Origin of the sequence: Providencia sp. PROV061 (assembly GCF_011045655.1) — a bacterium.
In the GTDB taxonomy this organism is placed as follows: domain Bacteria; phylum Pseudomonadota; class Gammaproteobacteria; order Enterobacterales; family Enterobacteriaceae; genus Providencia; species Providencia hangzhouensis.
This window is the reverse complement of sequence record NZ_CP042861.1, coordinates 631,535-653,393: the sequence shown is the minus strand read 5'-3', so window position 1 is coordinate 653,393 and position 21,859 is coordinate 631,535. Positions and strand designations below refer to the sequence as shown.

Here is a 21,859-nt window from a genome sequence, read left to right as displayed (position 1 = left end):
CTCCTAATTATGAATTTGCTTGTTTAAGCCAGCCTAATCCATCTTCGGTGCGGCCTGCAGGATGGTATTCACATCCTAACCAGCCTTCATACCCCATTTCATCCAACTGCTTAAAAATCCATGGGTAATTGACTTCACCGCTATCCGGTTCATGACGATAAGGAACTGACGCTATCTGAATGTGACTAAATTTACCCCATAAACGTTCAATTGTTTTCAATAAATCACCTTCCATAATTTGGCAGTGATATAAATCCAACTGGATAAATACATTTTCACGAGCAATTTCAGGTAGTAATGCTTCAGCTTGTTTTTGTGTCGTCAAAAAGTATCCAGGCATATCGCGGGTATTGATGGGTTCGATAAGCACACGAATACCGTGCTCAGCCATCACATCCGCCGCATATTGAATATTTTTGATATAGCATGCAGTTTGCTGTTCAAGTGTATAGTTTTCACTCACTTTCCCCGCCATCGCATGAACTTGTTTACAGCCTAAGGCTTTTGCGTATTTCAAGGCCGTTTGTACGCCTTCGGCAAATTCTTTCTCACGACCTGGGATCGAAGCCATACCACGCTCCCCTTGTGCCCAATTTCCCGCTGGCATATTAAACAGAGCTTGTGTTAAATGGTGTTTACTCAGCTCACCCACAATGACATCGGCATCTTCTTCATAAGGGAAGAGGTATTCGACACCTTTGAACCCCGCATTTGCAGCACGTTCAAAGCGCTGTATAAAAGGCACTTCGGTAAACATCATGCTTAAATTTGCAGCAAATTTAGCCATTTTCGCCTCACTACTTTTGTGGATAACGACTTTCGAGCTGTTCAACTTGCTCTTGCGTTAATGTTGTAAAGCCATGTGGGCGTAATGTGATATATAAGCGAGCTGTATCTTCTAACTCTTCTGCATTGAAGAAAGCTTGTCTTAACGTTTTGCCACCCACGACCGGACCATGATTTGATAGCAATACCGCATTATGTGTCGGTGCTAATTTTGCAATTTCCTCACCAATTCGGTCATCCCCCGGTGGCAAGTATTCAATCAATGGTAATTTCCCCACTCGCATCACATAATAAGGTGTGATGGGAGGTAAACAATTTGTTGTATCTAACCCCGGTAAGCAAGACAACGCCGTTAACCAAGGTGAGTGAAGGTGAACAACTGCTTGGCAATCAGGGCGTTGCAAATACATCGCCATATGCATAGAAACTTCTTTTGTCGGCTTATCACCCCCAATCCAATTGCCTTGTGCATCGAGTTTACTCAGTTTGTTAGGGTCTAAATCACCAAAACTGGAGTTTGTCGGTGTCACAATAATCGAACCATCAGGTAACCGAGCACTAATATTTCCTGCACCACCACTACTGTATCCGCGGTTAAACATTGATTTAGCCCAATCGACTAACTCTTGGCGCAGCGCCTTTTCATCACTCATTAAACATCTCCTGTGCAAACTGGAAGAAATTTTCTTGGCCGAAATTACCTGATTTCAGCGCCAACCAGTTACCGCTTGCTAAATCCTGTACCCATGGCACACCAGGGGCAATTGGTGAACCAATACTTAATTGTTCTGTTCCAAGGCTTTGAACCACTTTTCCTGAGGTTTCGCCACCCGCAATAATAAAGGTGTCATACCCTTTCGCTTGCAACAGTGCGACAACTTCACCAAATACCTTCTCGACCGCGAAACTTGATTCCGCTGCGCCATATTTTTCTTGTGTCTGTTTCAATAATTCAGGTGATTGAGTGGCATAAAGCATTGGCGCTAAACCGGTTAGTTGCTGTGCTTGCACCCAATCAGCTAATGTTTTGGCATACTCTGAGTTATTTAAACATTCACCCACATCCAACATTTTTGCAGGAGCAACTTGCTGATAAGCCTGCACTTGTTTGTTGGTCATTACCGAGCAACTCCCCGATAAAACAACCGTTTTTCTGTTTTTACCTGTTGGTTTTTCGCCACGTTGTGTTGTGCCGCCCCATGGGCATTGGCTATCCACATTCGCTAATGCAGCGCCGAGGCCGGAGCCCCCAGTTAACAGTGGCATGGCTTTAACCGCTTGTGCGATAGGAAGCAAATCATCCATCGTTAAGCTATCAACGACCGCGTAACTCACACCTTGTTGAGCTAACTCGGCAAGCTTTTGGCTAACAACGTCACTGCCTTTTTGAATATCTTCAAGTTTGACTAAACCTGCTTTACCTTTTGATTGTTTTTCCATCACACGCAATAAATTTGCGTCGGTCATTGGGGTTACAGGGTGATGCTGCATGCCACTTTCATTAAGTAGCTGGCCATTCACAAATAAATGACCGTGAATAACCGTTCTGCCGTTCACAGGTAACGCTGGGCAAACTAATGCTAAATCTGTTCCCAGTTGTGCCATTAATGCATCTGTAACGGGGCCAATATTGCCTTTTTCGGTTGAATCAAACGTTGAGCAATATTTAAAGAAAATTTGCTGACAATTTGCTTTCTGATTCAGCCACTTGCACGCATTGGTCGATGCACTAACAGCTTCATCGACAGGACAAGAGCGGCTTTTCAAACTGATCACTATCGCATCAACATCTTCTGGTACTGGTGTATTTTCATCAGGTTCATTCAATAGCTGAACAACCTTCCAACCGTTTTGCACCATAAAGCCTGCAATATCTGTCGCACCGGTAAAATCATCCGCTATTACGCCTAACTTCACTGTCATGCTTTTTTCTCCGGTAAAGTAATACCTTTAAATGTTTTGATCACCGCGCTGTCATCCTGCTGACCAAAGCCTTCATTGCTCGCTGAAATAAACATTTGATGGGCTGTTGAAGCAAGTGGCAGCGGGAAATTTAATGCTTTCCCTGTTTCCATCACTAGCCCTAAATCTTTGACAAAAATATCTACTGAGGATTTTGGCGTATAATCACCGTCTAAGACATGTTGCATACGGTTTTCAAACATCCATGAATTTCCAGCTGCATGGGTAACAATGTCGTACATTACGTCAAGGTCAATACCCGCCTTGGCGGCTAAAGCCATGCTTTCTGCGGCAACAGCTATATGCACCCCAGCTAATAACTGGTGAATCGTTTTGACGGTTGAACCTAAGCCGACTTCATCCCCTACGCGATATAAGCGCTCAGAAATAGCGTTAAATACAGGTGAAAGCTGCTCAAATAGAGCTGGTTCACCTGAAGCCATTACAGTCAATTTCCCTTCAGCGGCTTTAATTGAGCCACCTGAAATAGGCGCATCTACAAGCGGTAATTGATATGAGGCAAGGCGCCGAGCGATATTTTTAGTTTGTTCCGCAGCCAAGGTACTGTGCAACACAATAACCGTACCGGGGCGTAGTTGTTCAACTAAAGGCTGTTCACCCGAAAATAAAATGGCTTCAACTTGACGACCATTAACCACCACCAGCAACAAAGCATCAATTTCATGGGCAAATTCCGCTGCATTTTGCCCCACTGCAATTGCGCCTGCGTTAAGTAGGCTTTTGCATGCACCTTGGTTTAAATCAAATCCATAGGTAGGAATGTTATTTTTTATAAGAGATTGTGCGATCCCCATCCCCATAGAACCTAGGCCAATCACGCCAATTTTATTAACGAAATTTCCCATAATGACCCCTGATGTTGTTAATCTTCGTGACTGTTGTGAATTTTCACACAATAAAATTCACAAACACATGACTAATATCACATTTGAGATAATATAAAAAACAAACAATAAAAGCATAACTAATTGAATTAAAACAAAATAAATAAAAATTCACCTTAAACATGCTTTCACAGAATAATGTGATAGAAAATGTGACGCTCGTTATGTTTATTCACGTTTAATTCACAAATGAAAAATCTTTGTTTCTTTACTGGGCTATATTCAATGCATCATTTCTATTGACCTAAAACTCAAATTGCTGAAAATAGCCGACTACAATTTTTTGAATAATGCTCCATACTATGGATGAGAGCATAAATTGGCGGATTGCCTAGGAGATAACATGGGGTTATTTGAGCAAATGATGGGTATGGTTGCAGGCGATAAAATGCAACAATTTCAATCAGTAATAAACTGGGTTGAGGAGCAAGGTGGCCTTCAAGGTGTTATCGAAAAATTTAACGAGCAAGGCTTAGGCGGTGTTATTGCATCGTGGATCAGTGAAGGAAATAATTTACCTATCGATGCCAGCCAATTAATGCAAGTTTTTGGAAATGCAAATATCCAAGAATTAGCTCAACAGGTTGGCTTAGAGCCTCAAGCAACCTCAGAAATGATTGCTAAATATCTTCCTCAGTTGGTTGATAGCGCCACACCAAATGGCGAAGTCCCAGAAAACCTCGATTTGGCTTCTATCGGTATGAACTTACTGAAATCTAAATTATTTGGTTAATACTTTCTAAAAAGGCAGGGAAAACCTGCCTTTTTGACACACTAACTAATCGCCATTTTACTGATCATTTCTGAGCTGTTTCGCTGCTTCAACCATGTTAGCTAATGCTTGGCGAGTTTCTGGCCAGCCACGAGTTTTCAAGCCGCAATCTGGGTTAACCCATAAGCGCTCAACCGGAACACGCTTCGCCGCCTTTCTTAATAGCGCAACAATCCATTCCACATTCGGTACATTTGGTGAGTGAATATCATAAACACCGGGTCCAATTTCATTTGGATAATCAAAATCTTCGAATGCATCTAACAAATCCATATCTGAACGTGATGTTTCAATCGTAATCACGTCGGCATCCAATGCCGCAATGGAATCCATGATGTCATTGAATTCGCAATAGCACATATGGGTGTGAATTTGCGTGTCGTCATCCGCAATCGCAGCACTGAGCTTGAAAGCATCAACCGCCCATTTGAGGTAAGCTGCCCACTCGTCTCGACGCAATGGTAACCCTTCACGCAGTGCAGGCTCATCGATTTGAATAATACCGATACCCGCTTTTTGTAAGTCGTCCACTTCATCACGTAACGCTAGCGCAATTTGTTTCGCTATTGTTTCACGGCTAACATCTTCACGTGGGAATGACCAACATAGAATAGTGACAGGGCCAGTTAACATCCCTTTGACAGGTTTCTTCGTTAAGGATTGAGCATATTTTGCCCACTCCACCGTAATGGCTTCTGGACGACTAATATCACCAATAATCACTGGCGGTTTAACGCAACGTGAACCGTAACTTTGCACCCAACCATTTTGGGTAAATACATAGCCATCAAAGTGCTCACCAAAGTATTCCACCATGTCATTACGTTCAGCTTCACCATGCACAAGGACATCGATATCTAAAATTTCTTGTTCTTTAATGGCTTGCTTAATATGTTCACTAATATTGGTGCGATAGTAGGTTTTATCCACATTCCCTTTTTTGAAGTCTAAACGTAATGTTCTGATTTCACTTGTTTGAGGAAATGAGCCAATCGTGGTTGTTGGCCATAATGGTAAGTTAAAGCGTTGACGTTGGCGCGCTGCTCGCTGTGGATAGGGGCTATAACGTTCTGTATCCCCTTCGCTGATTGCCGCCAAACGCTGAGCCACTGATGCATTATTTACACGAGCTGATGTTTTACGCGCTCGAATAGGTGCGCTGTATGTATCTAATTCAGCAATATGGCTGTCTGTTGGCTGATTTAACGCTTTTGTTAACAGAGCAAGTTCTTCGCATTTTTGGATAGCGAAAGCAAACCAGCTTTTCACTTCAGCATCTAAACGTGTCTCATCATTTAAGTCAATTGGGCTGTGCAGTAATGAACATGACGTTCCTACCCATATATCACGCTGACCTAAGAGCGGCTTCACCTGTAAGAATTTTTCCCCTAAGTCAGCCTTCCATACGTTACGACCATTAATAATTCCTAGTGATAATACCCAGTCTGCTGGCAGTATTTGGTGTAGTTTTTCAATATTATCAGCACCTGCAACCACATCAACATGTAGACCTTGCACAGGGAGTTGCTTAATCAAGTCTACATGGTGACTAATACCATCGAAATAGGTGGTTAGCAGTATTTTTATTTGGCCTGATAGCGCTTGGTAAGCCTGCTGATAAGCTTGCTGCCATTGCTCTGGTAAATCTAACACTAATGCGGGCTCATCGATTTGCACCCACTCAAGACCTTTTTCTGCTAAGCGCGACAAGATCTCCTGATAAACAGGTAATAATTCATTCAATAATGATAAGCGGTCAAATGGTTCCCCTTTCACTTTACCTAACCAAAGGTAGGTTATAGGGCCAATGATAACCGGTTTCACATTATGGCCTAATGCTAATGCCTCATCGACTTCATCAAGCAGCTGTGTCCAAGACAGGGAAAATTGTTGCCCTTTTTGAAATTCAGGCACGATGTAGTGGTAGTTAGTATTGAACCACTTCGTCATCTCACCTGCTGGAGCGGGTTTGCCCGTTGGTGCGCGACCGCGGGCTACTCGAAATAAGGTATCTAAATCAATCGAACCATCATCATTTTGATGGCGTGGCGGCACATTGCCTAATAACAAACTGGTTGTCAGCACTTGGTCATACCAAGCGAAATCACCAACGGGTAATAGCTCAACACCTGCCTCTTTTTGTTGCTGCCAATGGCGTACACGTAGTTGATAACCAGTTTCTAATAGAGCGGCTTGGTCAATCTTGCCTGCCCAATAATCTTCTTGTGCACGTTTTAGCTCTCTTTTTAGACCGACACGTGGAAAACCAAGTGTATGATTTATAACAGACATATTGACCCCTTAAAATATTTAGCCGTCTAGATGTTTACACATCCATAATCAACAGGTACTGTATAAAGCACAAGCGCAAATTTTTCATTGTCACCGTGAAGGTTTCTCATGATCGAACTAAAACATTTAAAAACATTGCAAGCGCTCAGCCAATACGGTTCATTAGCGGCAACAGCAACTCACTTGCACCAGACACAATCTGCTTTATCACATCAGTTTAGTGATTTAGAGCATCGGCTAGGTTTCCGGTTATTTGTTCGTAAAAGCCAGCCATTGCGCTTTACGCCACAAGGGGAAGTCTTATTACAATTAGCACAACAAGTCCTGCCATTGGTAAAAGATGCCATTCGGGTATGTAATGAGCCTGGGGTTTGTGCATTACGCATCGCGATTGAATGCCATAGCTGCATTCAGTGGTTGACCCCTGCATTACAACAATTCAGACAAACTTGGCCACAAGTCAGCGTAGATTTTAAGTCAGGGGTGACGTTCGACCCTCAACCTGAATTGCTGTCAAGGGAATTGGATATTGTGATGACCTCTGACATTTTGCCAGATCAAGGTATCCACTATACGCCAATGTTTGATTATGAAGTGAAATTGATTGTAGCGAATGACCACCCGTTAGCCAAAAGGCCGCATATTGAACCCCATGATTTGGCAGATGAAACGTTGCTTATCTACCCTGTACAACGGGATCGCTTCGATGTTTGGCGCCATTTTCTGCAACCTGCGGGCGTGTCTCCTAATGTGAAAAATGTCGATAACACATTAATTTTAATCCAAATGGTTGCAGCCAAAATGGGCATTGCCGCACTACCTCACTGGGCGGTTGATTCATTTGAAAAACAAGGGCTAGTAAAAACCAAAACCTTGGGTAGCGGTTTATGGAGCCGGCTGTATGCAGCTTGCCGTGAAGGAGAACAGCGCCAGCCAGCTATTGAAGCGTTTACTGAGACGACGACGGACCACGCCGTGGAGAACTTGTCTTATGTGAAGGCCGCGAAAGGATCCAACGCTTATGCACCCAAAGAGAAGCAACTATCAGGCTCGATCCTATGGTAAAACTCAGCCAATCCGGATGTTGTTGCCAGATAGCAAAATTCACTAATAACCCCGCTGGGACCATCATGTTATTCATAATAGCAAGGGTTCCAGCATCCACTTTGGTTGCGCCATAATTCCACATAAAGTAGCCAATGCCTGAAGCTGCAATACCCAACCACAGTAAGACGCCCCACTGGAGAGTCGTTGTCGGCATCATCGATTTATTACCAAATAGCAGCCATCCAAGTAATGCAATTAGCGTTGCACCAAGGTAAAACCATGAGAAAGCCTGATGTTGAGGGATTGGATGCACCTCCATCAGACGTTTATACCCCACCTGCCCAATCGCAAAAAAGATATTTGCTAACTGCACAAAAAGTAAACCTAACCAAAAAGATTCACTCAAGTGGTCATAACGAATAATTGCAGCGCCGATTACCGCTAATAGTGAGCTAAACAAATAGCCTTTACGCAGCTTTTGCCGTTCTAATAAGTCATAAATTAACGTGACATATAGCGGCGTTAATACCGTAAAAAGCAAAAATTCAGCAACAGTAAGGTATTGATAAGCATGGAAGACAAACAGGTACATGATACCTAGTTGGCAAGCGCCCACTAGCATATAGAGCGCAATCACCTTAGCGCTAAATTGGCGCCAACGTAGGAAAGGTAAAAAAACCAGCGAAGCCAGTGCAACCCGCACTAATACTGAAAACCAACTATCTACTTGACCCGCAAGGTATTCGCCGATAAGACTAAACGACGCTGCCCAAAGCAGCGTCGTGATAACAAGTAACCACATAATGCTGTATTTCGCCCCAAACTTAAGAATGTTGGCTAGAATACTCGCTTTTTGGTTTTAATGCTCTTTTTCGATCAAGACGGCTTCTAATAAATCCAAGTCAACCAGTAACGTTTGTAGCGTTTCATTACTGATTTTCTTGGTTGCGCGCAAGTGATAAAGCTCACCACGTTCTGCGCGTAATGCCGTTAAACGGAAACGCCGTTCAAGGTCTTCAACCAGCAAATTATGGTCAATTTCATCTTGTCCTGCGGTACGTCGCCTTAAATAACCCGTCACGCGGGAAGCGACTTCACTGATATCTTCTGAATCGAGTTTTTCATCAACGTCAGCAGATAAACGTTCCTGCATTTTATTTAAACTGACAATCGCCACTTCCGCCATCGCGGCTTTTGCCATGCGAATTTCATTGGCATCCGCTTCTTTATCTCCCACTTTAAAATTACGCAGCAGAAGCGGTAAAGCGACCACACCTGCAAAAATGGAAAATAAGATAACTCCCGCGGCAATAAACACGAGCTGGTAACGAGCAGGGAATGGCGAGCCATCCGTTAAAAATAACGGAATAGAGAGCACACCCGCTAAGGTAATAGCCCCACGTACCCCTGCAAAAGAGGCTAGCCAAAGCTCACGTACGGTATAGTTCGCAAATTGTAGTGGCTTTTTCTTTAAGAATAAACGGCTAAACCTTTTCATCAGCCATAGCCAACAAAAACGCAATAACAGTAAAGCAAAATAGATAATTGCCACCGCGGCAAATAGCATCCACGTTTCTACGCTTGGGTCGAGATCTGCTTGGATAACAGACGTTTCCCAGATACCGGGCAATTGAAGCCCTAACATGATGAAAACCAACCCGTTAAAGACAAATTCAAGCATCGACCAAACGCTATCAGCACGTAGCCTCATCGCTAATGGAGCGTTACGGATAACCCCCGATTTTGTGATGGTCATACCCGCCGCTACGGCGGCTAAAATACCTGAAAACCCAATATGTTCCGCAATCATGTATGATGCAAATGGCAGCAATAGCATAAATACAATTTGGGTTGCTGGGTCATCACCACTCCAACGGCTCATTAAACGTAACGATTTGCTGTACAGCCAAGTCACGATAATACCTGCGAGTAGCCCGCCAACCGCAACTTTGAAAAATTCAATGGTAACGCCAGAAGCACTAAACACCATGGTTCCCATGGCAATTGCTACCGCAAATTTTAATGCAACCAGACCAGAGGCATCATTCATCAATGCCTCCCCTTCTAGCACACTCATCATCCGTTTAGGGATACGCCCTTTTCCAACAATTGAAGATAACGCAACGGCATCAGTTGGAGATAGCACAGCCGCTAGAGCAAACGCAGCAATCAATGGAATACCTGGCATCAACCAGTAAATTAAATAACCAATCCCAATCACTGTAACCAGCACGAGAACCAACACTAAAATAAAAATTTCTCGACCATTTTGAAAGAACTCGCGTGTTGGGGTTTTCCACCCATCAACAAACAACAAAGGTGGGATTAACAGAACCATAAAAAGTTCTGGGTCAAAGGTGACATGCAGGCCGAATTGAGGCCAAGCCAACAGCGCACCGATAGCAATTTGAATGAGAGGAAGAGGAATACGAATAGGAAGAATTTTAGCGGCTACCCCTGAAACAGAGACAGCTAAAATCAAAATAAGAATAGTAAAGAAAATTTCCATGTTGCCCTTACTGAATTAACCTAGCGACTAGAACCTAAAATTTTGCCTGCCGCCGCATAGTAAGAGATAGCACCGTCCAGACCATGATAATTAAGACTAAGCCAGTAACCAGTGGAAATCATGCACATCCACTTGATTAACCGCCTTCTCTCTATTTTATCCCTAGCCATCCATTTTCGGGGAAAAAATTGAGACTTTACGATTAATTAATACAATAAGTTAAAAAGGTGGCAACACTAGCCACCTTTTTGAAATAATCCACTTTAGATTGCCAGACCTGAAGCGTAAAACACCACTAAAAGTACAGCAATAATCACAGTACCAATATTCAATTTGCGCCATTCGCCTGCGCAAATGCGGCCGATAACCAAAGCAGCAAAGCCTAACATGATCCCCGTGACGATATTACAAGTCAGAACAATGAATACGGCACACAATAAGCCAGACATTGAATCCACAAAATCATCGAAATCAAGCTTAGAGACATTACTTAACATTAAAAGCCCAACATACATCAATGCTGGAGCTGTTGCATAGGCAGGCACCAAATAAGATAGCGGCGATAAAAAGAGAATAAGTAAGAACAGTACGCCGACAACCACGGCGGTTAAACCTGTGCGACCACCAGCGGCGGTACCTGCTGCAGATTCAATATATACCGCCGCAGGAGATGCACCAATCGCACCCGCAAAGATACTGCTTACAGAGTCTGCGGTTAACGCTTTACCGCCATCAATAATTTGACCGTCTTTATCCAATAAATTCGCTTGCCCCGCCACCGCACGAATAGTGCCTGTCGCATCAAAAACCGCCGTCATGACTAATGCAAGTAAGCTTGGCAATACCATTGGCTGTAATGCGCCCATGATATCCATATTGAAAACCAATGAAAGCCCATCATCACCCAATGAAGGCAACTTGAAAAAACCTTGATATTTCACTGCGGGATCAAAAATTAAACCAATAATTGAAATTGCAATAATAACGAGGAGTACACCACCCGGAACACGACGTTTTTCTAAACCAAAAATAACCGCTAAACCAATGAGTGACATCAAAACAGGGAAAGACGTAAATTCACCAAGAGCAACAGGCAGGCCTGCATTTGGGTTTTTGATCACTAAACCCACTCCATTAGCAGCGATTAACAGTAAAAATAAACCGATACCAATACCTGTACCATGTGCAATACCCATTGGCATATTGCGTAATATCCAACTACGAATACCTGTAACAGAAATGATGGTGAACAAACACCCCATTAAAAATACGGCACCTAATGCCACAGGAATACTAATTTGCTGCCCTAATACCAAACTAAATGCGGTAAATGCAGTCAGTGAAATAGCACAGCCAATCGCCATTGGTAGATTGGCCCATAACCCCATCAATAAAGAACCAAAACCAGCCACTAAGCAGGTTGCAATAAAGACCGCAGTTGGAGGGAACCCTGCTTGCCCTAACATGCCAGGTACAACGATGACAGAATAAACCATCGCTAAGAATGTGGTTAATCCTGCAATGATTTCACGGCGAACTGAAGAGCCGCGCGCTGTTATCTTGAAAAATGAATCCAATTTGCAACTGGATGAAGCCTGTTGGCCTGACATGGTATACCTCTGCTGTTAATGGAAAACGAAGATTCTCAAATACTGCTAACAACTAACCTATACGTTGACGTAAACGATTACGTTTTTAAGAAAAAATAAACTAACTGAGAAAAAAAACCCAATAAAAACAGTTGCGCAATCGTTTGGCTTTTAAAATAGAATAAAACGTATCGTGAGGGGGGTAATTATCATTCTAAACAGGGGGAATGATCAAGTATTTTTAGCATTTCTTACCCATTTGCTGTTTTTAGCACCCAAATATGCAGATTCTTATGCAATAAAGATTATTTTCAAATAATGATTCTTTTTAGTTACATTTACTTTACGTAAAAATAGCTAAATACCTTTCATATAGTGTCTGTTTAAAGAGGGGGATCATTTTTTTGATACAATCCCAGAATATTTGCTTACAAAACCAATAGCTAAAAACTTATTTACTGGTGGTAATATGCGTCTTCTAAAAATAGAGCTAAAAAAACAGTTCCTATTGTTTTTTATTAAAAAATAAATATCACTTGCTGAGTAAATATATATTTAAGTATATAACCTGAATTATTATCAACTGCAGTTATAGTTTCAATTTAATCAAGTAAAAAACACATAAAACATATTAAAAATGTCAAATAAGAATGCACCATTAATCATATTACAGCGGAGTATTTTACTACTTTTCATTAGTTTTCTTGCTATGTATTTATTACCAGGAATATATAGCCACAGCCCTTGGAAACAAGATGAAAATTATAGTTTTGGTATTATTCAAACTATGTATGAGACTGGTAAATGGTTAGTACCTACAAATGCGGGTGAGCCATTTATGGAAAAACCCCCGCTTTATTATTGGGTTGCAGCTATTACCTCTCATTTATTTTCAAGCTTCATGCCACTTTATGATGCAGCTCGTAGTGCAAGCTTATTTTTTTCGGTGATCAATTTTTCATTTTTTATTCTTTTGGCACGTCGTTTTTTCCAAGCCACAGACTTCACTGATACTCGCATTTGGGTCGCTTTTGCACTGTATGCCTGTGCCCCCGGTATTATCAGGCATAGTCATGATATGTTTACCGATGTTGCACTGATGGCAGGCGCAACCATTGGTCTGTATGGGTTATTGGGGCTGATACAACAACAAAAAATGCGCATGTCTGCACTTTGGTTATCTCTTGGAACCATCGTCACCATGTTGTCAAAAGGCGTTTTCATCCCCGGAGTTCTCTGGATTTGCCTGTTCTTATCTCCCATTTTTCTTGCTCAGTGCCGGACTAAGCAATTTTGGTTGCACAGCTTAACCGCAGGCTTAATCGCCCTTATCACTATTTTACCTTGGCCTATCCAACTCTACCTTCAGCATCCTGATTTATTTATAGTGTGGTTTTGGGAAAATAATATCGGCCGTTTCTTTGGTTTTTCTGTTGAGAAATTAGGCGCAAAAGCTAACCTAACGCGGATCCCTGCAGCGGTTTCCTTATTTGCCTTTCCTTCCGGTTTACTAGCTGTCGCTTATTTTCTAAGGCACCCAATTAAGCGTTTATTTAATTCAAACGAATTTCTGTTAGCACTATTTCCTTTATTAGGCGTTGTTTTCCTACAGATATCAGCTTCTGGTCGCTCACTATATTTATTGCCTTTTATTGCCCCAATGGCCATTTTAGGAACCCAAACACTACTTAGTTTCCCTGAAAAAATCCTTAATGGAATTGCCCGATTTGCGGCTATTTTATGGTCTGTACTCATTCTTTTTTTATGGGCTTGCTATTTCATCGCCTTGACTGGTCATCAACAAGAATGGCTAGCTCCATTTAGCCGCTGGCTCCCCATGAGCTACCAAATGCCATTTTCTTCCATTGCATTTATCTGCGCTCTGTTAATTACATTGGTATGGTTTTTACGCAATAAAATTATTCCAAACCCTATACCACCTGCTTTTCATATGATGAAAAACTGGTTATTAGGCTTATGTGCTGTTTGGGGGGTAATTTTAACCTTGTTTTTGGGGTGGATAGACTACGCAAAAGGTTTCGAAGGGATTTTTGTCGATTTAAACCAGCATTTATCTGGCCAATTTACAGAAAATGATTGTATGGCTTCTGATAATATTGGCGAATCTGAAGCGCCAATGCTCTACTATTACACTGGCGTATTACACCAACGCCAAGACCGGTTTGAAAAACCTGAACAATGCCGCTGGCTAATTGTACTCTCAAAAACGATTAAACCTGCGCCACAAGGCATGGAGTTATTCTGGCACAATCACCGCCCAGATGAATTCCGAGAAAATCTAGTTGTGTATAAAGTTATTGAATAATTTATATGCGGTGCTCGCTAATTTGAGTAAAGCACCGCAAATCAGCTTATTGGATAACTTGTTCAACCGTTTGGGCGCTGTATTTTTCTCGTGTGAACCATAAAAATACTGTTACAGACAGAACCAATAACACCGGTAAACCTACAGGTGAGATTGAAGTCGCAACCCCAGCAAGTAATGGCCCTGATAAATTGCCAATTCCCCACAGCATAGCGGCAGCTGCATTAGCGATGATCAACTCATTCCCTTTGAAATATTGGCCGATTTGTACCAAAGCAATGGTATAAATTGCCCCCGCAGTCGCCCCTAAAACAAACAGCAATACCCAAATTAGATAAGGTTGAGTAATAAGGAAGGGCAATAATAGACTGGCTGCAAGTGTGATAATGCCACAAATTCGGTATAGTTTTTCTCTATTCATATGGTCTGCTAGCCAGCCAAAAGGTAACTGCATAATGGCATCCCCAGCAAGAATGGCGCTAATCATTAATGCAGCAACCGCCTCTGTGTGCCCCATTCCCATACCATAAATCGGGAACATCGATAAAATAGTTCCATCAAAGAAGGCAAAAAATAAAATTCCACCACAAATACCCGGTGCGATTTTTACAAATTGAATAATTGAAAAATTAGATTTCGCGGCATTTTCAGCTAAACGGTCACCGACTTTTTGATCCATTAAAATAAATAGCACCACAGAGATTAAATGGATCAACGTACAAATCAATAAAGGTGATTTATCTTCCACACCATAATAAGCAATAAATGAAGGCCCAAGTAGCTGGCTTACTGTGAAGACTGTAGTGTAAATTGCCAAAATACGGCCCCGTTTATTTTCAGGCGATAATTCGTTAATCCACGTTTCCCCCAAGCAAATCATCACACCACTCGCTAAGCCCGTTACTAACCGTAACGGAAATAATAACCAAAGAGGTAACGTACTCAATAATGGTAATAAGCTAATGGCAGAAACAATCGTTGCCAATAGCATTGCTTTTCGCTTACCTGACCAACGCACAATACGTTGAACCACTGGTGCAATTAAAAACATGCCTAATGCAGGTGCCGCCGAAATAATGCCGATATACAACTCATTGAAACCATAGTTATTTAGCCTAAGCGCAACCATTGGAATACTTAGCCCAATAACGATACCAATGACCGCAATACTCATAGTGATAGTAAAAATAGCAAAAGATGGGGAACGACGAAAATTTTGTAAACGCTGATTATCAGAGCTCATGTTGAAATTAACCCGTTTCTTTTTTACAAAAGAACAGATTTTAACTCCATAAAATAGATTATTATGAAAAATAAAAAACCACATCATTACTAGTGAAACTAATAATGTTTGCGGTGATTGTAACACGACTTATATATTCTGCTATTTATCTTTATGAAACTATTTTTGACGTTCTAAATACTTAAAGGACGAAAAAATACCGATAAAGCAGCACAACACCTGATAATAAAATGATGACATTAATAACTTTTAAAAAGCTTTCACGTGAAATTCTTAATGTTATATGCCGTCCAGCCCACGTACCAATTAACATGGCGGGAGAAAATGCTAAAGCAACCAATAAAATATCTAGATTGAGATACACCCCCATCACTAAAAATATCACTACTCGAGTTAGTGTGCTAAACCCAATTAATGTCATTTGAGTGATACGAAAACGCTGTTTATCTTCAATTCGGCTAGATAAATACATGGCATAAATAAAGCCACCACTACCAAATAAAGCACTAAAAACACCACCCACTAAACTAAATGGAACAACTAATGCTTTTGAAAAGGGTGATTTTGCTTTTTTAGAAAAGAAAGCGTGGAGTACATAACCTACAACGAATAACCCAAGTAATAATACGAGTATATCGGGGCGGGTTTTTAATAAAATCGCAGCACCGACTAAACTCCCCACTATCATTAGTGGAATTATCCATTTAATTTCCTGATAATCCGCATTTTTACCATCTTTAAATAAATTTAAAATCGCGGCGGCTAAATCAATTAACGCCAAAATTGGAACAATCATATTTAACGGCAAATACATGGCTAATACTGGTGTTGCAATCAGGGCTGAACCAAAGCCCGCCATGCCAAAAACCAAATAAGCAAAAAGCAGTGTTGAGAAACAAATCGCCATTTCTGGTGATAATAATTCAAACGGCATGACCTAAACTCCAGACGTTTTTTAACATCCTCACTATAGTTTCTTTCAAATACAGAAAATAGTTTTATTTTTGTAGGGTTTTAAATTTCAAATCTATATCAAAAAACAAAATAGCCGCTTTAAATACAATATACAATTAAGAGTGTATAATTTGCTTCTCTGAGTAATACAGAATTAGCACAATAAATTAAAATTCAGGTAAAGACACATTGTGGATAAAAAAATCAATATAAAAATCGGGCAAAAAATTCGCTTACTGAGGCAAGCAAGAGACCTTTCGCTAAACGAACTATCGCGTATATCAGGAATATCGAAAGCGGCTTTATCCAAGCTGGAGTCCGGTGACTCAAACCCACGTATTGATACATTAGAGTCGATTGCTATTGCCCTACGCTTTCCACTTAGCGACCTGTTTACTCGGCAACATGAGGCTTATCCCTATTTCCTCAAAGCCACTCCCAGCGAAAAAGAGTATTCACAACAGTTTAAATTTCGCATTAGCATGGGAAATATCTCTGAAATTTGGCAATTGACCATGAAGAGAGGCGCTATCATCAATAGCCCCGCCCATATGAGTGGAACCCATGAACACATTATGGTGAATTCTGGCTCACTCATGTTACGACTGCATAACGACCAAAATATCGTCTTAGAGGCGGGGGACTTTTATGCTTTCAGTGGTGATTTCCCACATAGTTATCTCTGTATGGAAGGAGAACTTCAAGCAACTGTTGTTATGACCTACTCCCATCTTAGTGATAGCGTTTAAATTACGGCATGTTGTGCATCATAACTAATGCGCAGTGTCCCCTTTTTAAATTTCATCGACTTAATTGAAAAATGCTGAATATTATCTAGCGAAGAAACATGTGTTCCACCACAAGGCATTTCTTCAGTTTGGTCGATATAACTGATCCGTAAATCATCCTTTTGCTTTATTGCAACGGAGCGTCCACTACGAATGCTTTGGTTAACAATATCTTCAATATATTGGCTATCGAGTTCATCAAAAGGAGTAACATCCCCTTCCATCATGCTAAATTCCACTCGAGATTCATCAGGAAAATGATGGCCTTTTTGTGCAAGCCAGCCAAAACGACGCAATTCCCAATTCAACAAATGACCGGCGGTATGAAGAGCAGCGTAGCGCTGACGTTTTTCTTTGTCCACCCTTGCAACCACATTATTTTCTTGGCTAAAAGTAACACCTTCAGGTATGTATCCTACAATTAGCCCACCCGATTGTTTCTTAATACGAACAGGTATATCATTCACCCATGCTGTATCCATGGGTTGTCCGCCGCCTTGTGGGTGAAAAATGTTATCTTTTAAAGCTATCCAATGACCTTCATCATCATGCCCTTGTACCAGTAGGGATGTTTCAACTTCATACTGATAGGTGTCCGACAAATAGATATTATTTTGCATAATTTTATACCTGTTTATTATTCATATTGCGAAATACAAACCTGCAATACATTCAGAGAATCATTATTCAGTAGCTGATTTTATATCATCCTTGTTCGTTTTAGGAAACCCTAAATTATCACTATAATTAAATGTAAAAGAAAATAGCCCATGCAATTGAATGGGCTATTTAAGTCATAAAGTTTAATATCAGAATTACTGCAAATAATTTTCCATTGTTTCGAAAAGACGCAAATCATCACTAAAGCGTACTTCCCGAACATCTTCTAATTTTTCAACTTGGTTAATCATTTGCGACAAGCGCTCATCTTTTTGTACTAATAGCCATATACGGCTCTCATCTTTATCTTTAATCGGCATACATAGAATGCCATCAACGTTAAATGCTCTACGGGCAAATAAACCACAAATATGTGACATAACACCTGGGTGGTTACGAACAATTAGCTCTAAAGCAATCGGATGATGTTCAAATACCATAATTACGCTCCAATCATATCAATGTTAGCTGCACCCGGCGGAACCATTGGATATACCTTTTGATTAACATCAATCAAGGCATGGATCAAACATGGACCTTTGGTATTCATTATCGCTTCTAATGCCATTTCTGGGTCTGCTTCATTATTTAAATCGCAAGTTTGCAGACCAAACCCTTCCGCAATCTTGATAAAATCCGTTTGATACGGATAAGCTGCAGCAAATATGCGGTTTTCAAAAAATAAATCTTGCTGTTGATGTACCATTCCTAACGCTTGGTTATTCATTAAGATGATTTTGATATTCAGTTGATGCTCCGCTGCGGTTGCCAACTCTTGAATATTCATCATCAAACTGCCATCACCGGAAAAACACACAATGGTTTTTTCGGGCTTTGCCAGTGCAGCACCAATGGCGGCAGGCAGACCAAAACCCATGGTACCTAACCCACCTGATGTCAGCCATTGACGTGGGCGAGACAGAGGATAAGCTTGGGCTGCCCACATTTGGTGCTGACCAACATCCGTTGTCACAATCGCATCTTCGCCTGCTGCACGTGCCGTAGACAGAACTAAACCATAATGGTTTAACGGGTTATCAGCCTCGCTAAAATTCAATGGATATTTCTCTTTTAATTGATTAACTTGCGCCATCCATTCTGTGCGCTCATTACGTTCAACTAAAGGCAATAACAATTCCAATATTTGCCCCGCATCTGCATGAATTGCGATATCTGGGCGCTTAATTTTGCTGATTTCTGCTTTATCGATATCCACATGGATGATTTTCGCGTTAGGGCAAAATTTCTCAGCTTTCCCTATCGCCCTATCATCAAAACGCGCGCCAATCACAATTAATAAATCTGATTCTTCCATAATCATGTTAGTACTTGCGGCAGCATGCATACCTAACATCCCTAAATATAAGGGGTTTCGCATCGGGATAGTACCAAGTGCCATTAGTGTCATGGTTGTCGGTAATGATGCTTTTTCCGCAAATGCAATCGCCGTTTCTGTAGAATCGGAGCTAATTACTCCACCACCAAAATACAGTACTGGACGTTTCGCGTTATTAATCATTTCAGCCGCTTGTAGCACTTTTTCCATGTCAAATGCAGGGGCTTTATCTTTCGGTAATACTTCTGGTATTTCAGTTAGTTCAATTGTGGCTGTTTGAACATCTTTTGGAATATCAATCCAAACAGGTCCAGGGCGGCCTGACTCTGCAATACGAAAAGCATCACATATCACTTGTGGCAATTCATTGATATTACGAACCAAATAGTTATGTTTCGTTACTGGAATCGAAATACCATAGGTATCAACTTCTTGGAAAGCATCTGTACCAATCATTGATGAAGAAACTTGAGCAGTAATACAAACCAGCGGGATAGAGTCCAGCTTTGCATCTGCGATAGCGGTCACTAAGTTTGTCGCACCAGGGCCACTTGAAGAGATACAAACCGCGGCTTTTCCCGTGGTACGAGCAATTCCCTGAGCTATAAAACCCGCACCTTGCTCATGACGTGCCAGTATGTGGCGGATTTTCTGGCTTTGACCTAATGCGTCATAAAAAGGTAAAGCCGCTCCACCTGGAATGCCTGAAACGATAGTAATACCGTGCTTTTCCAGTAAATGTACGATTAATTCCGCACCCGTAAAGCGGGTTTTATGTGGTGTTGTGGTGCCCGATTCGCTCATCATAATTATCCTTTGCTAGCCTGCGGATCCGAGCGAGAGGTGATAAAAAACCCCGCTCGGTTTGCGCCGGCGGGGTTTCTAAATCTGCGTTGATTTGTACCCGTTACGGCGCTAAGCCCACGACCACCACCACACGCACGACCACCGCGGCACATGGCGCGGTTAGTAGTAGGTTTGAGTGATTAGTAATCATGTTCACGGGATTTTCCTGTTTAGTCTGTCTAATTTATTGATTATTGTTTTTCAATTTCTTTTCTTAAGAAAACATAAATTTCTCAGGATGACAATCATTTTTTCTTGTTTTATTCCAAAGGAATGATAATTGCGACATTCATCACACACCACTCTAATGGAGATATTATCTACAAAAATAAAAAAATACAGCATTAATCGCTATTTTAAATCACCAAAAAAACCTTGACTTAAAGTCAACTTCAAGTTGTATCCTTTGCTCCAATCAAGGGGATTGCGCCCTTGATGGAAATATTAACTAATTGATTTTTAATTAATAAAAAGAGGGATATATGCCAAAATCCGTTTGGTGGTTAGCCATCACACTTGCATTATTTATCACAGGAAATGCTATTGTCCTTTCTGTAGCAGTGGTTATTGGCGAAAAACTGGCTACCAACCCAACTTATGCAACAATTCCACTGGTAAGCCAGTACGTTGGCTTAATCCTAGCAACTATTCCGATCGCGTTTTTAATGCAAAAGTATTCGAGAAGAGTAGGCTTTATTATTGGTAACATCGGTGGGTTAATCGGCGCAGGCTTTTCTATTCTGGGCGTGATAGAAAGCCATTTAATTTATTTTTCTATTGGACTGTTTTTTACTGGGATTGCTATTGGTACTGCACAACAATTCCGTTTTACCGCAATTGAAGAAGCCCCCATTTCTTTACGAGCAAAAGCCATTGGCCTAGTTATGAGTGGAGGCATTGCCGCAGCCTTAATCGGCCCAACATTAGCTATTACCACCCAACGATTTTTTACAGAATACCCGTTTGCAGGGCCGTTCATCACGTTAGCCGCCATTTATGTAATCGCATTTATTCTATTATTAATTGTGCCATTAAAGAAAATAGTGAAAACGCCATCGGATGAAGTGTTAGTCAAACGCGACTACAGTGCATTGTATTCACAACCTATTTTAAAATTAATCGCCATTGTTAGCGCGGTTGGATATGCCATTGTGGTTTTCACCTTTGCCTCGATACCGTTATCTATGAAACAACATGATTTCGCCTTTTCCTCTATTGCAATTGTATTTCAATTCCATGTATTAGGTATGTTTGCACCGTCATTTTTCACTGGAACATTAATTCATCATTTAGGGACAAAACGCATTATTTTCTGCGGTATCATATTGTTAATTTTATCAGCGACTATGAACCTGCTAGGTAACCATTTTTACAATTACTTGTTGGCGGGTATTTTTATCGGTGTCGCCTGGAATTTAATTTTAATCAGCACTACTAACCTATTACCACATACCTATGAAGCTCATGAACGCGCTAAAGTGCAGGGAATGACCGATTTTCTTATCTATTTCTTCGGTGGAATAGGTAGCTTAGGAGCAGGGGTTCTTTTCTTCACATTCGGTTGGCAGACGATGAATACCCTATCTGTCGTCATCTCAGCCATAATTTTAATTAGTTTCTGGAAGCTAAAGAAATATATCCCCAGCAACCAATGAAGAACTTTACCATAGTACCGTGTTTTTATATTCAAAGGGCGTAATAGTTTCATCTGTTGCTAATCGATATCATTATGAATATATCTCCTTAAGATAAACTCTACTGGCTATAAACTAATTAAAAATCGGTGTTTTGTCTATTTTACAAATTAACAAACTGTATTCGGTTTTGTTTACCATTTATTTATT

19 protein-coding genes are annotated in these 21,859 nt (G+C 41.0%); 5 read left to right on the top strand and 14 right to left on the bottom strand.

Translation table 11 applies throughout. The annotated features are described in order from the left end of the window. Positions 1 to 7: 7 nt before the first annotated feature. Genes otnI through ltnD form a run of 4 tightly spaced genes read right to left on the bottom strand, consistent with a single transcriptional unit; the run spans position 8 to position 3,614 of the window. Positions 8 to 787, bottom strand: a complete 780-nt coding sequence (otnI, locus tag FVA72_RS02900; protein ID WP_110592464.1) for a 2-oxo-tetronate isomerase — start codon at positions 785 to 787, stop codon at positions 8 to 10. 10 nt (positions 788 to 797) lie between these two features. Beyond that, on the bottom strand, positions 798 to 1,439 hold the full coding sequence (otnC, locus tag FVA72_RS02895; protein ID WP_110592465.1) for a 3-oxo-tetronate 4-phosphate decarboxylase: 642 nt from the start codon (positions 1,437 to 1,439) through the stop codon (positions 798 to 800). Further along, positions 1,432 to 2,709, bottom strand: a complete 1,278-nt coding sequence (otnK, locus tag FVA72_RS02890; protein ID WP_110592466.1) for a 3-oxo-tetronate kinase — start codon at positions 2,707 to 2,709, stop codon at positions 1,432 to 1,434. The genes otnC and otnK overlap by 8 nt, the downstream gene beginning before the upstream one ends. Next, positions 2,706 to 3,614, bottom strand: coding sequence for an L-threonate dehydrogenase (ltnD, locus tag FVA72_RS02885; RefSeq protein WP_110592467.1), 909 nt, complete (start codon positions 3,612 to 3,614; stop codon positions 2,706 to 2,708). Before ltnD ends, otnK begins: the two co-directional genes overlap by 4 nt. A 382-nt stretch (positions 3,615 to 3,996) precedes the next feature. Between ltnD and FVA72_RS02880 the strand changes: the two genes are divergently transcribed. Continuing rightward, a complete protein-coding gene (locus FVA72_RS02880; RefSeq protein WP_004260854.1) occupies positions 3,997 to 4,386 on the top strand; it encodes a YidB family protein in 390 nt (129 codons plus the stop codon). A 57-nt stretch (positions 4,387 to 4,443) separates the two neighbouring features. On the opposite strand, the gene metE is transcribed toward FVA72_RS02880, so the two are convergent. Continuing rightward, positions 4,444 to 6,717, bottom strand: a complete 2,274-nt coding sequence (metE, locus tag FVA72_RS02875; protein ID WP_110592468.1) for a 5-methyltetrahydropteroyltriglutamate--homocysteine S-methyltransferase — start codon at positions 6,715 to 6,717, stop codon at positions 4,444 to 4,446. Positions 6,718 to 6,825: 108 nt separating this feature from the next. Here metE and metR point away from each other — a divergent pair, with 108 nt between their 5' ends. Continuing rightward, complete coding sequence (metR, locus tag FVA72_RS02870; RefSeq protein WP_004260859.1) at positions 6,826 to 7,782, top strand: HTH-type transcriptional regulator MetR; 957 nt, start codon at positions 6,826 to 6,828, stop codon at positions 7,780 to 7,782. Here metR and FVA72_RS02865 read toward each other — a convergent pair. From FVA72_RS02865 to FVA72_RS02855, 3 genes are all read right to left on the bottom strand, one after another. After that, on the bottom strand, positions 7,667 to 8,566 hold the full coding sequence (locus FVA72_RS02865; RefSeq protein ID WP_004260860.1) for a carboxylate/amino acid/amine transporter: 900 nt from the start codon (positions 8,564 to 8,566) through the stop codon (positions 7,667 to 7,669). The genes metR and FVA72_RS02865 overlap by 116 nt on opposite strands. A gap of 57 nt (positions 8,567 to 8,623) precedes the next feature. Beyond that, positions 8,624 to 10,273: a Na+/H+ antiporter gene (locus FVA72_RS02860; RefSeq protein ID WP_110592469.1), complete on the bottom strand. Its 1,650-nt coding sequence runs from the start codon at positions 10,271 to 10,273 to the stop codon at positions 8,624 to 8,626. Positions 10,274 to 10,536: 263 nt separating this feature from the next. After that, positions 10,537 to 11,883: an NCS2 family permease gene (locus tag FVA72_RS02855; protein WP_004260863.1), complete on the bottom strand. Its 1,347-nt coding sequence runs from the start codon at positions 11,881 to 11,883 to the stop codon at positions 10,537 to 10,539. Positions 11,884 to 12,499: 616 nt separating this feature from the next. Between FVA72_RS02855 and FVA72_RS02850 the strand changes: the two genes are divergently transcribed. Continuing rightward, entirely contained in the window at positions 12,500 to 14,188 is a 1,689-nt protein-coding gene (locus FVA72_RS02850) for an ArnT family glycosyltransferase (protein ID WP_137018883.1), read from the top strand. 46 nt (positions 14,189 to 14,234) lie between these two features. Here the strand turns inward: FVA72_RS02850 and FVA72_RS02845 are convergent, their stop codons facing one another. Then, complete coding sequence (locus tag FVA72_RS02845; protein WP_110592626.1) at positions 14,235 to 15,518, bottom strand: MFS transporter; 1,284 nt, start codon at positions 15,516 to 15,518, stop codon at positions 14,235 to 14,237. A gap of 94 nt (positions 15,519 to 15,612) precedes the next feature. Further along, the gene (locus FVA72_RS02840) at positions 15,613 to 16,365 is read right to left on the bottom strand and encodes a sulfite exporter TauE/SafE family protein (protein ID WP_110592471.1); all 753 of its coding nucleotides are present in this window, start codon (positions 16,363 to 16,365) and stop codon (positions 15,613 to 15,615) included. A gap of 211 nt (positions 16,366 to 16,576) precedes the next feature. On the opposite strand from FVA72_RS02840, the gene FVA72_RS02835 reads away from it, so the two are divergent. Then, positions 16,577 to 17,134, top strand: a complete 558-nt coding sequence (locus tag FVA72_RS02835; protein WP_004260872.1) for a helix-turn-helix domain-containing protein — start codon at positions 16,577 to 16,579, stop codon at positions 17,132 to 17,134. Here FVA72_RS02835 and FVA72_RS02830 read toward each other — a convergent pair. From FVA72_RS02830 to ivbL, 4 genes are all read right to left on the bottom strand, one after another. Next, positions 17,131 to 17,793, bottom strand: a complete 663-nt coding sequence (locus FVA72_RS02830; RefSeq protein WP_004260874.1) for a hypothetical protein — start codon at positions 17,791 to 17,793, stop codon at positions 17,131 to 17,133. The genes FVA72_RS02835 and FVA72_RS02830 overlap by 4 nt on opposite strands. Positions 17,794 to 17,988: 195 nt before the next feature. Continuing rightward, positions 17,989 to 18,273 (bottom strand): acetolactate synthase small subunit, encoded by a 285-nt coding sequence (gene ilvN, locus FVA72_RS02825; RefSeq protein ID WP_004260877.1) that lies wholly within the window; start codon positions 18,271 to 18,273, stop codon positions 17,989 to 17,991. A 2-nt stretch (positions 18,274 to 18,275) separates the two neighbouring features. Continuing rightward, positions 18,276 to 19,973, bottom strand: a complete 1,698-nt coding sequence (ilvB, locus tag FVA72_RS02820; protein WP_110592472.1) for an acetolactate synthase large subunit — start codon at positions 19,971 to 19,973, stop codon at positions 18,276 to 18,278. Positions 19,974 to 20,076: 103 nt separating this feature from the next. Continuing rightward, the gene (ivbL, locus tag FVA72_RS02815; protein WP_099975407.1) at positions 20,077 to 20,166 is read right to left on the bottom strand and encodes an ilvB operon leader peptide IvbL; all 90 of its coding nucleotides are present in this window, start codon (positions 20,164 to 20,166) and stop codon (positions 20,077 to 20,079) included. Between the two features lie 331 nt (positions 20,167 to 20,497). Here ivbL and FVA72_RS02810 point away from each other — a divergent pair, with 331 nt between their 5' ends. Further along, positions 20,498 to 21,670, top strand: a complete 1,173-nt coding sequence (locus FVA72_RS02810; protein ID WP_110592473.1) for an MFS transporter — start codon at positions 20,498 to 20,500, stop codon at positions 21,668 to 21,670. Positions 21,671 to 21,859: the final 189 nt, after the last annotated feature.

Bases quoted from the DNA above. Each gene is read 5' to 3' on its own strand.
- otnI (WP_110592464.1), bottom strand. From the start codon at position 787: ATGGCTAAATTTGCTGCAAATTTAAGCATGATGTTTACCGAAGTGCCT.
- otnC (WP_110592465.1), bottom strand. From the start codon at position 1,439: ATGAGTGATGAAAAGGCGCTGCGCCAAGAGTTAGTCGATTGGGCTAAA.
- otnK (WP_110592466.1), bottom strand. From the start codon at position 2,709: ATGACAGTGAAGTTAGGCGTAATAGCGGATGATTTTACCGGTGCGACA.
- ltnD (WP_110592467.1), bottom strand. From the start codon at position 3,614: ATGGGAAATTTCGTTAATAAAATTGGCGTGATTGGCCTAGGTTCTATG.
- FVA72_RS02880 (WP_004260854.1), top strand. From the start codon at position 3,997: ATGGGGTTATTTGAGCAAATGATGGGTATGGTTGCAGGCGATAAAATG.
- metE (WP_110592468.1), bottom strand. From the start codon at position 6,717: ATGTCTGTTATAAATCATACACTTGGTTTTCCACGTGTCGGTCTAAAA.
- metR (WP_004260859.1), top strand. From the start codon at position 6,826: ATGATCGAACTAAAACATTTAAAAACATTGCAAGCGCTCAGCCAATAC.
- FVA72_RS02865 (WP_004260860.1), bottom strand. From the start codon at position 8,566: ATGTGGTTACTTGTTATCACGACGCTGCTTTGGGCAGCGTCGTTTAGT.
- FVA72_RS02860 (WP_110592469.1), bottom strand. From the start codon at position 10,273: ATGGAAATTTTCTTTACTATTCTTATTTTGATTTTAGCTGTCTCTGTT.
- FVA72_RS02855 (WP_004260863.1), bottom strand. From the start codon at position 11,883: ATGTCAGGCCAACAGGCTTCATCCAGTTGCAAATTGGATTCATTTTTC.
- FVA72_RS02850 (WP_137018883.1), top strand. From the start codon at position 12,500: ATGTCAAATAAGAATGCACCATTAATCATATTACAGCGGAGTATTTTA.
- FVA72_RS02845 (WP_110592626.1), bottom strand. From the start codon at position 15,518: ATGATGTGGTTTTTTATTTTTCATAATAATCTATTTTATGGAGTTAAA.
- FVA72_RS02840 (WP_110592471.1), bottom strand. From the start codon at position 16,365: ATGCCGTTTGAATTATTATCACCAGAAATGGCGATTTGTTTCTCAACA.
- FVA72_RS02830 (WP_004260874.1), bottom strand. From the start codon at position 17,793: ATGCAAAATAATATCTATTTGTCGGACACCTATCAGTATGAAGTTGAA.
- ilvN (WP_004260877.1), bottom strand. From the start codon at position 18,273: ATGGTATTTGAACATCATCCGATTGCTTTAGAGCTAATTGTTCGTAAC.
- ilvB (WP_110592472.1), bottom strand. From the start codon at position 19,973: ATGAGCGAATCGGGCACCACAACACCACATAAAACCCGCTTTACGGGT.
- ivbL (WP_099975407.1), bottom strand. From the start codon at position 20,166: ATGATTACTAATCACTCAAACCTACTACTAACCGCGCCATGTGCCGCG.
- FVA72_RS02810 (WP_110592473.1), top strand. From the start codon at position 20,498: ATGCCAAAATCCGTTTGGTGGTTAGCCATCACACTTGCATTATTTATC.